The sequence below is a fragment of the Dactylosporangium sp. CA-233914 genome (assembly GCF_050942935.1).
GTDB lineage: Bacteria > Actinomycetota > Actinomycetes > Mycobacteriales > Micromonosporaceae > Dactylosporangium.
The window spans coordinates 3,158,970-3,171,359 of sequence record NZ_CP192030.1 but is presented as its reverse complement, the minus strand read 5'-3'; the positions used below and the strand labels follow the sequence as shown (position 1 = coordinate 3,171,359).

General features: G+C 73.7%; 12 protein-coding genes. All 12 read left to right on the top strand.

Annotation, left to right across the window (positions count from 1 at the left end; genetic code table 11):
• Positions 1 to 37: 37 nt before the first annotated feature.
• The 12 genes from ACQPY0_RS14705 to ACQPY0_RS14650 are packed head-to-tail and all read left to right on the top strand — an operon-like array spanning position 38 to position 12,376.
• A complete protein-coding gene (locus ACQPY0_RS14705) occupies positions 38 to 1,108 on the top strand; it encodes a beta-ketoacyl-[acyl-carrier-protein] synthase family protein (RefSeq protein WP_432995233.1) in 1,071 nt (356 codons plus the stop codon).
• Between the two features lie 13 nt (positions 1,109 to 1,121).
• Positions 1,122 to 1,613 (top strand): beta-ketoacyl synthase chain length factor, encoded by a 492-nt coding sequence (locus tag ACQPY0_RS14700; RefSeq protein ID WP_432988963.1) that lies wholly within the window; start codon positions 1,122 to 1,124, stop codon positions 1,611 to 1,613.
• Positions 1,610 to 2,860, top strand: a complete 1,251-nt coding sequence (locus ACQPY0_RS14695) for a beta-ketoacyl-[acyl-carrier-protein] synthase family protein (RefSeq protein ID WP_432988960.1) — start codon at positions 1,610 to 1,612, stop codon at positions 2,858 to 2,860. The genes ACQPY0_RS14700 and ACQPY0_RS14695 overlap by 4 nt, the downstream gene beginning before the upstream one ends.
• Positions 2,861 to 2,895: 35 nt before the next feature.
• Positions 2,896 to 4,014: a 4-hydroxyphenylpyruvate dioxygenase gene (gene hppD / locus ACQPY0_RS14690; RefSeq protein ID WP_432988957.1), complete on the top strand. Its 1,119-nt coding sequence runs from the start codon at positions 2,896 to 2,898 to the stop codon at positions 4,012 to 4,014.
• Between the two features lie 2 nt (positions 4,015 to 4,016).
• Positions 4,017 to 4,928 carry a phytanoyl-CoA dioxygenase family protein gene (locus ACQPY0_RS14685; protein WP_432995231.1) on the top strand — a complete coding sequence of 304 codons (912 nt, stop codon included), beginning with the start codon at positions 4,017 to 4,019 and terminating at the stop codon, positions 4,926 to 4,928.
• Between the two features lie 16 nt (positions 4,929 to 4,944).
• Positions 4,945 to 5,757: a DUF3050 domain-containing protein gene (locus ACQPY0_RS14680; protein WP_432988955.1), complete on the top strand. Its 813-nt coding sequence runs from the start codon at positions 4,945 to 4,947 to the stop codon at positions 5,755 to 5,757.
• A 24-nt stretch (positions 5,758 to 5,781) separates the two neighbouring features.
• The gene (locus tag ACQPY0_RS14675) at positions 5,782 to 6,744 is read left to right on the top strand and encodes a thiamine pyrophosphate-dependent dehydrogenase E1 component subunit alpha (RefSeq protein WP_432988953.1); all 963 of its coding nucleotides are present in this window, start codon (positions 5,782 to 5,784) and stop codon (positions 6,742 to 6,744) included.
• Positions 6,744 to 7,724: an alpha-ketoacid dehydrogenase subunit beta gene (locus ACQPY0_RS14670; RefSeq protein ID WP_432988951.1), complete on the top strand. Its 981-nt coding sequence runs from the start codon at positions 6,744 to 6,746 to the stop codon at positions 7,722 to 7,724. The genes ACQPY0_RS14675 and ACQPY0_RS14670 overlap by 1 nt, the downstream gene beginning before the upstream one ends.
• Positions 7,725 to 7,726: 2 nt before the next feature.
• Complete coding sequence (locus ACQPY0_RS14665; protein WP_432988950.1) at positions 7,727 to 8,494, top strand: SDR family NAD(P)-dependent oxidoreductase; 768 nt, start codon at positions 7,727 to 7,729, stop codon at positions 8,492 to 8,494.
• Positions 8,495 to 8,503: 9 nt separating this feature from the next.
• Positions 8,504 to 10,135 carry an AMP-binding protein gene (locus ACQPY0_RS14660; RefSeq protein WP_432988948.1) on the top strand — a complete coding sequence of 544 codons (1,632 nt, stop codon included), beginning with the start codon at positions 8,504 to 8,506 and terminating at the stop codon, positions 10,133 to 10,135.
• Positions 10,128 to 11,456 carry a condensation domain-containing protein gene (locus ACQPY0_RS14655; RefSeq protein WP_432988946.1) on the top strand — a complete coding sequence of 443 codons (1,329 nt, stop codon included), beginning with the start codon at positions 10,128 to 10,130 and terminating at the stop codon, positions 11,454 to 11,456. Before ACQPY0_RS14660 ends, ACQPY0_RS14655 begins: the two co-directional genes overlap by 8 nt.
• Positions 11,453 to 12,376: a 3-oxoacyl-[acyl-carrier-protein] synthase III C-terminal domain-containing protein gene (locus ACQPY0_RS14650; RefSeq protein WP_432988943.1), complete on the top strand. Its 924-nt coding sequence runs from the start codon at positions 11,453 to 11,455 to the stop codon at positions 12,374 to 12,376. Before ACQPY0_RS14655 ends, ACQPY0_RS14650 begins: the two co-directional genes overlap by 4 nt.
• Positions 12,377 to 12,390: the final 14 nt, after the last annotated feature.

The window sequence follows — 12,390 nt, the reverse complement described above, 5'->3', positions numbered from 1 at the left end:
CACCGGCCTGGCCGTGCTCAGCGCGTTCGGCCGGGGCATGGGCGCGCTCGCCGCCGGCCTGGACGCCGGCCGGCCGGCGTTCGCGCCCGTCACCCGCTTCGACGTCAGCGCCCGCCGGGTCGGCGTCGCCGCCACGGTGCCCGGCGACCCCGACCTGCCCGGCGAGCTGCACTCGCTCGCCGTCGAGGCGTGCGACGAGGCGAAGCTGAGCACGGCCGAGCGGGCCGGCGCGCCGCTGTTCCTGGCGGTGCACGGCGACCCGCGGCTGGCCCGCTCGGCGCCGGCGGAGCGGGCCACCCACGGCGGCTCGGCCTTCGCGGCCGCGCTGAGCGAGCAGACCGGGCTCGGCACGCCGCGCGCCTACACGTCCGCGTGCGTCGCGGCCAGCACCGCGATCGCCGACGCCGCCGGGCTCATCGCCCGGGGCGAGGCCGAGCGGGTCGTCGTCGCCGGCGGCTACCTCGTCGAGGCCGACCAGTACGCCCTCTTCGACGCCGGCCGCGCGTTCGCCACCGACGGGCAGGTCCGCCCGTTCAGCGCCCACCGCCGCGGCCTGCTGCTCGGCGACGGCGCCGGTGCCGTGGTGCTGGAGTCCGCGGACTCGGCCCGGGCCCGGGGCGTCGAGCCCGTGGCCCGCCTGGCCGGCTGGGGCCGCGCCGGCGACGCCTACCACCCGTGCCAGCCGCACCCGCAGGGGCGCGGGATGGCCCGGGCCATCGCGGGGGCGCTGCGCCGGGCCGGGCTCACGCCGGAAGCCCTCGGCTACGTCAACGCGCACGGCTCCGGCACCGCCCAGAGCGACGCGGCCGAGGCCCTCGCCCTGCGCGCCGCGCTCGGCGAGCACGCGGTGAGCGTGCCGGTCTCCTCCACCAAGGCCCTGCACGGGCAGGCCCTGGAGGCCTCCGGCGTGCTGGAGCTCGCGGTCACCGTGCACGCGCTGCGCGGCGGGCGGCTGCCGGTCAACGCCGGCTTCCTGGAGCCCGACGAGCAGTGCGCGCTCGACCTCGTGCTCGGCGAGGCCCGCCCGGCCTGCCCCGCGCACGTGATGACCCTCAACGCCGCGTTCGGCGGCGCCAACACCGCTTTAGTACTGAGCGCGCCTCAATGAACGGCTGCGGAGCATGACGGACTTGGCGTTACGAGCGGCGGCGACGGGCCTGGAGGTGCTCGCCGAGGCCGACTGGCCGGGCGGCGAGACTCCGCCGCGCCTGGCCGGGTTCGTGCACTCCGACTTCAACCCCCTCGTCGCCGCCGTCGCCGGTCGCTGCCTGGACGGAGTGTCCACAAGCGACACCGACACCGCCGTGGTGCTCGTCAGCGACCTCGGCGACGTCGGCAGCGCCGCCCACGTGGCCAAGGCCGTGGACGACGGCGCCCGGGTCGGGCCCCTGTTCTTCTTCCAGTCCGTACCCAACGCGGTGCTCGGGCACATCGCGGCGAAGTGGGCGCTGACCGGGCCGGTGAGCTGCGTGTGCGACGCCGCCGCGGGCCTTTCCACCGCCCGCGGCCTGCTCGCCGACGGCGACGCGGACCGGGTCCTGCTCATCGAGATCGACCACGACAGCAACGGCGACGCCGCGGCAGCGGTACTCGTTTCAGAAGGAGCATCATGAGCGCGCACGCGGCGGTCGTCGGGATCGGACTCGTCACGCCTGTAGGGAGTACGGGCGCCGAGGTCTTCGACGCGATGTGCGAGGGCCGTTCGGGGCTGTCCAGCCCGCCGGAGGGGCATCCGCTGGCCGGCTCCGTGGACGTGGCCGCGTTCGGGCCCGCGATCGACCCGCTCGAGGTGCTGCCCGGCCCCGACGCGCGCCTCGTCGACCGGTACATCGTGATGGCGCTGCGGGCCGCCGAGCTCGCCCTCGCCGACGCCGGGATCGTCGCCGGCCGGGACGTGGACCCGTATCGCGTCGCCGTCATCGTCTCCGGCACCGGGGGCCTGGCCACCCTCGACGCCCAGGCCGTCCAGCGCGACAAGCGCGGCCGCGCCGGCGTCAGCCCCTACCTGCTGCCCGGGATGCTGCCGAACATGGGCGCGGCCCGGGTGGCGATGAAGTACGGGCTGCAGGGGTACAGCTCCTCGATCGGCACCGCGTGCGCGGCCGGCGCCCAGTCCATCGGCGAGGGCCTGCGGCTGCTGCGCGCGGGCGAGGCCGACGTGGTCGTCTGCGGCTGCAGCGAGGCCCCGCTGTTCCCGACCCTGGCCGACACCTTCGGCAACGCCCGCGCCCTGGCCCGCGGCTGGGCGAACCCGGCCGAGGCGAGCCGCCCGTTCGACCGGCGCCGCAACGGCCTGGTGCTGGGCGAGGGCGCCGGCGTGCTCGTCCTGGAGCGGCCCGAGCACGCCGACGCCCGCGGCGCCCGCCGCCACGCCGACCTGCTCGGCTGGGGCGCCACGAACGACGCGCACCATCCGACGACGCCGCGCCCCGACGGCTCCGCCGCCGCCGAGTGCATGCGCCGCGCCATCGTGGACGCCGGGCTTTCCCCCGCCGACATCGGGTACGTCAACGCGCACGGCACGTCAACGAAGCTCGGCGACGTCGCCGAGTCCCTCGCGATCCGCGCCGTGTTCGGACCGCACCAGCCGCCGGTCAGCTCCACCAAGGGCGTCACCGGGCACATGCTCGGCGCCTCCGGGGTGGCCGAGGCGGCGGTGACGGTGGAGGCGCTGCGCCGCGGCGTGCTGCCGCCGACGCACAACCTCGACGAGCCCGACCCGGCCTGCGACCTGGACCACCTGCGTGCACCCCGCACCGCGCCGGTGACCCGTGCGCTGTCCAACTCCTTCGGCTTCGGCGGGCACAACGTGAGCCTCGTCTTCGCCCCACCGGCCGGGGAACGGGCCAAGGCAGGCTGACCCGCCCGAAACACAACCCGAAAGGGAAGCAGGCAATGGAGATCCTCGACACCGACCACATCGAACTGTACGTCGGCGACGCGCGCGCGGCGGCCGCTGCTCTCTGCGCGCAGTACGGCTTCCACGTCTACGGGCAGGGCGGCCCGGAGACCGGCCTGGCCGGCCAGCGCAGCGTGCTGCTGGGGCAGCGCGACATCCGGATCCTGCTCACGTCCGGCCTCAGCGGCGGGCACCGGGCCAGCCGGTACGTGGCCCAGCACGGCGACGGCGTGGCGATCGTCGCCTTCGGCTGCACCGACGCCGAGGCGGCCTTCGCCGAGGCGGTCGCGGCCGGCGCGACCCCGGTCGAAGCGCCGCGGCGCGTCGAGCACGACGGCTCGTGCGTCGTCATCGCGGAGGTCTCCGGCTTCGGCGACGTGACCCACCGGCTCATCCAGCGCGACCACGCAGACCCGCAGTTCCTCCCCGGCCTGATCGACATGGGCGACGCGCTGAACAGCCCAGCCGGGATGGGCCCGGCGACTGACGATCTGCTGTACGAGATCGACCACGCGGCGGTGTGCCTGGCGGCCGGCGAGCTGGACAACACGGTCGCCTACTACGAGCGGGTCTTCGGCTTCGAGATGATCTTCCAGGAGTACATCGAGGTCGGCGAGCAGGGCATGCAGTCCAAGGTGGTGCAGAGCCCGTCCGGTGGGGTGACCTTCACGCTCATCCAGCCCGACATCAGCCGCCGAGCCGGGCAGATCGACGACTTCCTCGCCTGGCACGAGGGCGCCGGGGTGCAGCACATCGCTCTGAGCACCACCGACATCGTCCGCGCGGTGCGCACGCTGGGCGAGCGGGGCGTCGACTTCGCGCAGACCCCCGGCTCGTACTACGACATGCTCGCATCGCGCCTCGGCGAGGAGACCGAAGTGCCGGTCGAGGACCTGCGCCCGCTGGGCATCCTCGTCGACCGCGACCACTGGGGCCAGATGTACCAGATCTTCGCGAAGTCGACGCACATCCGGCGGACGTACTTCAACGAGCTCATCGACCGCCACGGCGCGCGGACGTTCGGCACGAGCAACATCCCCGCGCTGTACGCGGCGAAGGAGCGCGAGCTGGCGGCGGTGCGTGACACCACTCTCTCGGAAGGAACCGCACTGTGACCATCTCCGTGACTCCGGAATCCGCGCTGTCGGAGGAGGACCTCGCGCTGCTGCCGACCGACGAGGAGGTCGAGCAGTACGCGCGCACCGGGTACTACCTGACCCGCAAGCTCTTCACCGACGGGGAGGTCGACGAGCTGGTCGCGGCCAGCGAGCGCTTCTACGCCGGCGAGCGCTCGCGGACGTTACCGGTCCGCCCGTCGCGGCTTGCGTACTGGACGCCGGAGAACGGCCCGGTCCAGCGGCACAACGACTACATCCACTACGAGAGCGACGACATCGCGAAGATCCTGCACAAGCCGATCGTCGGCGCTGTCGCGGCCCGGCTCGCCCAGGCCGGCGAGATCCGCATCTTCCAGTCGACGCTCATCTACAAGCCGCCGATCGCCGGCGAGCCGTCGAACATCGTGCCGTGGCACTTCGACCGCCACTACTGGCAGTCGTGCTCGTCCGACGACATGCTCACCGCGTTCATCCCGTTCCACGACTGCGGCACCGAGATGGGCACCATCACCATGGTCGAGGGCAGCCACCGCTGGTCGGAGATCGGCGCGGACGACTCGACCACGAGGCACTTCGCCGATCGCGACAACGACGACCTGGAGCAGATGCTCGCGCGGAACGCGGCGCACAACAACGTCGAGATCCGCAAGGTGCCCATGATCATCCCCAAGGGACACATGAGCTTCCACCACTGCCGGACGTACCACGGCAGCGGGGCCAACGTCAGCGATCGTCCCCGCCGGGCGATCTCGTTCCACCTGCAGCCGGGCTCGAACGAGTACCGGGCCTACCAGCTCTCCACCGGGGACGTCGTGACCTACAACCACGACGTGCTGGTCCGCCGCACCGCCGACGGCCGCCCCGACTACGCGGACCCCGAGTTCTGCCCCGTGCTGTGGCGGAACGCTTAACACCGAAGGAGTTCAGATGTCCCGTTACGACTGGGGCCAGCGACACCCGGGGATCGACCGCCTCGAGGAGCTCATCGCGCAGGCCCGCACCGAGGTCGTCACCCACCCCATCTACGCCCGGCTCGACGACCTGCCGGCCGTCAGGACGTTCCTGGAGCACCACGTCTTCGCGGTGTGGGACTTCATGTCGCTGCTCAAGTCGCTGCAGCGCAACCTCACCTGCGTCGACGTGCCGTGGATCCCGACCGGCCCGACCGGCAGCCGCCGTCTCATCAACGACATCGTGCTGGTCGAGGAGTCCGACGAGCTGCGCGGCGGCTTCATCAGCCACTTCGAGCTGTACCTCGAGGGCATGAGCGAGGCCGGCGCCGAACGCGGCGTCATCGACGGCTTCATCGACCTGCTGCGCGCGGGCACCCCGGTGCCGGCCGCGATGGAGCGGGCCGGGGTGCCGGCGCCGGCGGCCGAGTTCGTCGCGCTCACCTGGCACCTCATCGACACCGCGCCGATCCACTGCCAGGCGGCCGCGTTCGCCTTCGGCCGCGAGGACCTGATCCCGGACATGTTCCAGCAGGTCGTCAAGGTCAACGAGCAGGTCGGGCAGCTCGACACGTTCGTGGACTACCTGGCCCGGCACATCGAGGTCGACGGCGAGGAGCACACGCCGATGGCCATGCAGATGGTCACCGACCTGTGCGGCGACGACGAGAACAAGTGGAGCGAGTGCGCCGAGACGATCAACCTCGCGCTCGCGGCGCGGGCGAAGCTGTGGAGCGGCATCCTCGCCGAGATCGAGGCCCGCGCCGCCGCCGAAGCCGTCCCGGCCTGAGCAAGCAAGCAAGGGAGCAGCAACGTGACTGACGCCGCCGGGCTGTACCGGACGGTCCGCCTGATCCGCCGCTTCGAGGAGCGGGCCATCGAGCTCGTGCGCGACGGCACGATCGTCGGCGGGATCCACCCGTACCTCGGGCAGGAGGCCATCGCGGCCGGCACCTGCGCCGCGCTGCGGCCCGGCGACGTCATCACCAGCACCCACCGCGGGCACGGACACGTGCTGGCCAAGGGCGCCGACCCGGCGCGGATGATGGCCGAGCTGGCCGGGCGCGCCACGGGGCTCAACCGCGGCCGCGGCGGGTCCATGCACGCGGCGGACTTCTCGCTGGGCATTCTCGGGGCCAACGCGATCGTCGGCGCCGCCGTGCCGATCGCGACCGGGGCCGCCTGGGCCGCCACCCGCGCCGGGCTCGACCGGGTCGCCGTGACCTACTTCGGCGACGGCGCGATCAGCCAGGGCGTGGTGCTCGAGGCGTTCAACCTGGCCGCGCTGTGGCGCCTGCCGGTCGTGTTCGTGTGCGAGAACAACGGCTTCGCGACCACCACCCGCATCGCCGACGCCCAGGCGGGCACCGTCACCGGGCGGGCCGCCGCGTTCGGCATCCCCGCGGTGACCGTCGACGCCACAGATCCGCAAGTTGTACTGCATGAGGCGCGCCGAGCCGTCGAGCGCGCCCGGTCCGGTGGCGGACCATCCCTGGTGGAGTGTGTGGCGTACCGCTTCGACGCCCACCACACCTGGGAGCACGCCGCCCGGCCCCGCTACCGCACCGACGCCGAGGTCGCCGCGGGCATGTCCCGCGACCCGGTGGAGATTCAGGGCGCGCGGCTGGACCCGGCCGAGCGGGCCGCCGTCGACGCCGAGATCGAGGACCGGCTGGAGGCCGCCGTGCGCTTCGCGAAGGACAGCCCGATGCCGGACGCGGCCGGGGCCCTCGAGCACCTCTACGCGGACGGCCTGCGGGCCCGGGCGGGGGCCTGATGACGATCCTTTCCTACCTCAAGGCGCTCAACCGGGCGATCGCGGCCGAGATGGAGCGCGACCCGGCCGTGTGCGTGTTCGGCGAGGACGTGCGGGTCGCGGTGAGCAACGTGACCACCGGCCTGGTCAAGAAGTTCGGCCCCGAACGGGTCATCGACATGCCGATCTCCGAGCAGGCGTTCACGAGCTTCGCCACCGGCGCGGCGATGAGCGGCCAGCGCCCGCTGATCGAGTTCCAGATCCCGGCGCTGCTGTTCCTGGCCTTCGAGCAGATCGCCAACCAGGCGCACAAGTTCTCGCTGATGACCGGCGGGCAGACCAGCGTGCCGGTGACGTACCTGCTGCCCAGCTCCGGCTCCCGGGGCGGCTGGGCCGGCCAGCACTCCGACCACCCGTACAGCCTCTTCGCCCACGTCGGCGTGAAGACCGTCGTGCCGGCCACCCCCGAGGACGCCTACGGCCTGCTGGTCACCGCGATCCGCGACGACGACCCGGTCGTGGTCTTCGCCCCCGCGGGCGCGGTCGGGGTGCGCGCCGACGTCGACCTGAGCGCCCTCGCCCCGATCCCGTTCGGCTCCGGCCGGGTGCACCGCGCGGGCGAGGACGTGACCGTGGTCGCCGTCGGCCACCTGGTCCACGACGCGCTCGCCGTCGCCGAGGAGCTCGCCGGCACCGTCTCCGTGGAGGTCTTCGACCCGCGGACCCTGCACCCGTTCGACTGGGACGGCCTGGCCGCGTCGCTCGCGCGCACCGGCCGGCTCGTGGTCGTCGACGACTCGAACCGCTCCTGCGGCATCGCCGGGGAGATCCTCGCCTCCGCGGCCGAGGGGATGCACCTTCTCGCGCCGCCGCGGCGGGTGACCCGACCGGACGGGGCGGTGCTCCCGTTCGCCCGCGAGCTCGACCTGGCGCTGCAGCCGACGCGCGCGCAGATCCGGGCCGCGATCGAGGACGTCGCCAAGCTCGGACAGGAGGCCTGAACATGGTCGCTCTCGTCACGGGCGGTGGCGGCGGGATCGGGGCCGCCATCTGCGCGCGCCTGGCCGCGAACGGGCACGCGGTCGTGGTGGCCGATCTGGATCCGGACGCCGCCGAGCGGGTCGCCAAGGAGGTCGGCGGGACCGCGGTGCGGGCCGACGTCGCCGATCCGGCCGGCAACGCCGACATGGTCGCCCGGGCCCTGGACACGTACGGCTCGCTGGACCTGCTCGTGCTCGCCGCCGGCATCCAGTCCGACGTGCCGCCCGACCCCGGCGTCGACCTGGTGCGCTACCGCCGCGCGCTGGGCGTGAACCTCGACGGGGTCGTCTTCGGCATCGACGCGGCGCTGCCCGCGCTGCGCAGCGCCGGCGGCCAGGTCGTCGCGGTCGCGTCCCTGGCCGCGCTCGGCCCCGAGCAGGCCAATCCCGTGTACGCGCTGACGAAGGCCGCCGTCGTCGGGTACGTGCGCGCCCTGTCCACGCCCCTCGCCGCGCGCGGGGTGCGCATCAACGCCGTCTGCCCCGGCTTCACCGACACCCCGTTCCTCGGCATCACCGGGCGGCTGCTGCGCAAGCAGAAGATCCCGCTGCTCAGCCCGGACGACGTGGCCGCCGCCGTCGAGGCGGTCGCGGCCGGGGACGGCACCGGCGAGGCCTGGGCGCTGGTCCCCGGGCGCCCGCCGGCCCGCTACGAGTTTCCCGAAGTGCCGGCCGGCCTGCGCGCCGACGGCACCGAGGTGGTCCTGAAGCCCTTCCTGTCGGCGAAATAAGGAGACACCATGGCGTCGAAGAACATCCGGGCGGTGCTGGCCGCCGACCCGACCGTCGGGGCCGGCAACGTGCTGCACAAGCTCGTCGAGCACGGCGCGCCGCTGGACGGGCCCGGCATGGCCTTCGACACGCCCGTCGACGGCATCCCGGCGTGGCAGGGGCTCACCCTCGGCGAGCTGTACACCCGCGCCGCGGCCCGCGCCGCGTGGCTGCACGCGGCCGGCATCCGCCGCCGCGACCCGGTCGCCGTCTACGTGACCACGGCCGCCGACTGCTTCCTCAACTGGATGGGCCTGACCTGGCTCGGCGCCGTCCCGGCGCTGATGAACCCGAACATCCCCGGCGAGATCGCGGCCGAGTACATCCGCAAGCTGCGCGGGGTCGCGCTGCTCACCGACGAGGCCCACCGCGAGCGCCTGGCCGGGCAGGACCTCGGCGGGATCGCCGTGCACGACGTGGCCGAGACCGGCACCGCCGACCCGGCCCAGGCGCCGGTCGCGTTCAAGCACGCCCCGGACGACCCGATCGCGATCACCCACTCCTCCGGCACCACCCGGATGCCGACCGCGGTCGTGCACTCGCACGCCAGCCTCTTCCACGCCACCCGGAAGATCCGGCTCAGCGGCCCGCGCGCCCAGGGCACCGAGCGCATCCTCAGCGCCCTGCCCGCGCCGCACGCGGCCGGCATCATGACCATCAACCACGCCCTGAGTAACCGCTCCGAGCTGCTGTTCCTGTCCCGGCAGGACGACGGCGGGGCGGTACTGGAGGCCATCAAGCAGTGGAAGCCCACCGGCGTGTTCGGCTTCGCCGTCACCTGGGCGGAGCTGGCCCGCTACGACCTGCCGGCGCAGGACATCGACTCGGTGTCGCTGTGGTTCAACACCGGTGACTGCGCGCACGAGCCGCACATCCGCAACCTCGTCAACGCCGGCAGCCGCAACGTCGTCACCCGCGAGGGCGTCACCCGGGTCAAGGGCTCCAGCTTCGTCGACGGCCTCGGCTCGACCGAGATGGGCCACTCCGCCTTCCACATCACGCACCGCGCCGACACCGAGCGGTACGGCCGGTGCGTGGGCGTGCCGCACGTCTTCGCCGACGTGGCGCTGCTGAACACCGAGACCGGCGAGGAGGTCCCGGTCGGCCAGGTGGGGCACTTCGGCCTCAAGTCGCCGACGCTGGCACCGGGCTACTGGAACGACCACGTCAACACCTACCGCAACCGCCTCGGCGGCTACTACCTGACCGGCGACCTCATGTACCGCGACGAGGAGGGCTACTTCTACCACGTCGACCGGGCCGTGGACTCCATCGACCTCGGCGGTGGCGAGTTCCTCTACACCGCCATGTCCGAGGAGCGGATCCTGCGGGCGGTGCCGCAGGTGCGCGACTGCACGGTCGTGTCGGCCCGCACGCCCGAGGGCGAGGTCGTCACCGACGTGCTGCTGTCCCTGCACGCCGGGGCCGACCCCGCGGCCGACCACACCGAGGCGGTGCGCGGCGCGCTGACCCCGGCCGCCGGCGCCACGCTGCGCAAGGTCGTGGTCTTCGGTGAGGACGACATCGTGGTGGGCCCGACCGGCAAGGTCCGCAAGTTCCTCATGCGCCAGCGGCACCTCGCCGCGATGGCGAATGCCTGAGCTGACCAACCCGCCCCTCGCGCTGCGCCCCGCCCTCCGCCTCCCGGTGCGGTTCGCCGGGGCGGGGGCGGGCCTCGGCGAACTGTCGTGGGGTCAGCGCGAGATCTGGCTGACGATGCTGCGGCAGCGCTCCTGGCTGCCCATCGGCGGCTGGTCGCGGCTGGCCCCGGGCACCACCCTGGCCGACGTCGCCGGCGAGCTGCGCTGGGCCGTGGAGCGCTACCAGCCCATGCGCACCCGGCTGCGGCTCGACCACGGTGGACGGCCGCTGCAGAGTGTCGCGGACCGGGGGACGGTCGGGCTGGACGTGTACGACTGCCCGGACGGCGAGGACCCCGAGGCGTTCGTCATCGCGCTGGACGCCCGCGACCGGGCCCGCCCCTACGACTTCGTCGAGGAGTGGCCGGTGCGCATGGGCGTGGTCCGGCACCGTGGCGCGCCCACGCACCTGTCCACGGTCATGACGCACCTGGTCACCGACGGGCTCGGCGGCCGCATCTTCCTGGCCGAGATCGCCGACCGTCGCAGTGCCCCCGCCGCGACGGGGACGCCGCCGCTGGAGCAGGCGCGCTGGCAGGCGGGGCCGGCCGGGCAGCGCCAGAACGCCTCGGCGCTGCGGCACTGGGCCCGCGTGATCGCCCTCCTGCCGGCCCGGTCCACTATGGACGAGGGGCCGTTCCTGCGCGGGGAGTTCCGGACCACCGCGCTGCCGCTCGCCGTACACGTGCTGTCCGAGCGCGCCGACGTCGACTCCTCGCAGGTGCTCATGGCCCTCGTCGCGGCCGCACTGCCCGGGGACTCCCCGGCGGTGCTGCGGCCCATGGTCAGCAACCGGTTCCGCCGCGGGTTCGAGCGGGTCGTGGCGATGGTGGCGCAGCGCGGGATCTGCGCGGCCGACGTCGCCGGGGTACCGTTCGCCGAGGCGCTGCGCCGGGTCGGAGCGGCGGCGATGGCGGCCTACAAGTACGCCTACGTCGACCCCGACGCCGTCGGCGAGCTGTTCGCCGCGGCCGGCGCCGACCCGCACGCCGGGGTGTGGTTCAACGACCGCCGGGTCGCCAGCCGCCAGGGCTTCGCCGGGCCGGTGCCCGCTGACGAGGCCCTGCGGTCGGCGCCGCCGGGATCGCTGCGGTGGACGGTGGCCCAGGAAGACCCGTTCGACCCGCTGAGCATCGACATCGATGACGACCATGACGGTCTACTGCTCACCGTGTTCACCGACGCGGCGCGCCTGCCGGCGGCCGGGGCCGAGGCGCTGGTGCGCCGGGTCGAGGAGCTGGCGGTGCGGGAGGCCGTGGCGATGCTGGAGGAGGAGCCATGACGACGCTGGCCGCCGTGGGAACGTTCGTGCCCACCGACCGGGTGCCGATCGAGTCCTACGCCGAGGCGTTCGACCTGACCCCGATGCAGGTGCGGGTCTTCCGCCGCTACCACAAGCTCGGCTCCGCGGCGCGCTCCGCCGAGACGCTGACCGGGCTGCTGCGCCTGGCCCTGGCCGACCTGGCGCTCAGCGACGAGCAGCGGGCCCGGGTGCGCTACGTGCTCTACGCGCGCACGTTCCCGGTCGTCGTGCCGTACCCGCACAATCCCCTGCACCAGGCCCTGCAGGACGCCGGGCTCGGGCACGCCCAGGCGTTCGGCGTCGGGCAGCAGGCGTGCGCGTCCGGGCTGCTCGCCGTCGACCTGGCCGGGCGGCTGCTGGAAGCCGACGGCGACGACGGGCTCGCGATCGTCCTGGCCGGGGAGAAGGCGTTCACCGGCGAGGCCCAGTTCGTACCGGAGACGTCCATGTTCGGCGAGGGCGCCTCGGCGTGCCTGGTCGCCGCGTCCGGCGAGCGGGACCGGCTGCTGTCCTACGTGGCCCGGCTGCGCGGCGAGTTCGACGGCGACCTGGAGGAGGTCGCCGCGGAGTTCCAGCGCATCTACCACGACGCGCTCGGCGAGGCCGTCACCGCCGCCGTCGCCAAGGCCGGCCTGGCCCTCGACGACATCGCGGTCGTCCTGCCCCACAACGTCAACCAGGTCGCGTGGCAGCGCACCTGCAAGCGGATCGGCTACCCGCTCGAGCGGGTGCTGCTGTCGCACGTCGCCGACTTCGGGCACGTGTTCTGCGCCGACGCGTTCATCAACCACCGGACCGCGGTCGAGCGCGGCCTGCTGCGGCCCGGGGACCGCTACGTGATCGCCGCCGCCGGGGCCGGCCGCGGCGCCGCGTTCTCCGCCATGGTCCTCGAGCACTGAATTCATTGGAGGGT

Excerpts from the sequence above, each read along its gene's own strand:
- ACQPY0_RS14705 (WP_432995233.1), top strand. The coding sequence starts at position 38 with ATGGGCGCGCTCGCCGCCGGCCTGGACGCCGGCCGGCCGGCGTTCGCG.
- hppD (WP_432988957.1), top strand. The coding sequence starts at position 2,896 with ATGGAGATCCTCGACACCGACCACATCGAACTGTACGTCGGCGACGCG.
- ACQPY0_RS14680 (WP_432988955.1), top strand. The coding sequence starts at position 4,945 with ATGTCCCGTTACGACTGGGGCCAGCGACACCCGGGGATCGACCGCCTC.
- ACQPY0_RS14650 (WP_432988943.1), top strand. The coding sequence starts at position 11,453 with ATGACGACGCTGGCCGCCGTGGGAACGTTCGTGCCCACCGACCGGGTG.
- ACQPY0_RS14655 (WP_432988946.1), top strand. The coding sequence starts at position 10,128 with ATGCCTGAGCTGACCAACCCGCCCCTCGCGCTGCGCCCCGCCCTCCGC.
- ACQPY0_RS14670 (WP_432988951.1), top strand. The coding sequence starts at position 6,744 with ATGACGATCCTTTCCTACCTCAAGGCGCTCAACCGGGCGATCGCGGCC.
- ACQPY0_RS14695 (WP_432988960.1), top strand. The coding sequence starts at position 1,610 with ATGAGCGCGCACGCGGCGGTCGTCGGGATCGGACTCGTCACGCCTGTA.
- ACQPY0_RS14665 (WP_432988950.1), top strand. The coding sequence starts at position 7,727 with ATGGTCGCTCTCGTCACGGGCGGTGGCGGCGGGATCGGGGCCGCCATC.
- ACQPY0_RS14700 (WP_432988963.1), top strand. The coding sequence starts at position 1,122 with ATGACGGACTTGGCGTTACGAGCGGCGGCGACGGGCCTGGAGGTGCTC.
- ACQPY0_RS14660 (WP_432988948.1), top strand. The coding sequence starts at position 8,504 with ATGGCGTCGAAGAACATCCGGGCGGTGCTGGCCGCCGACCCGACCGTC.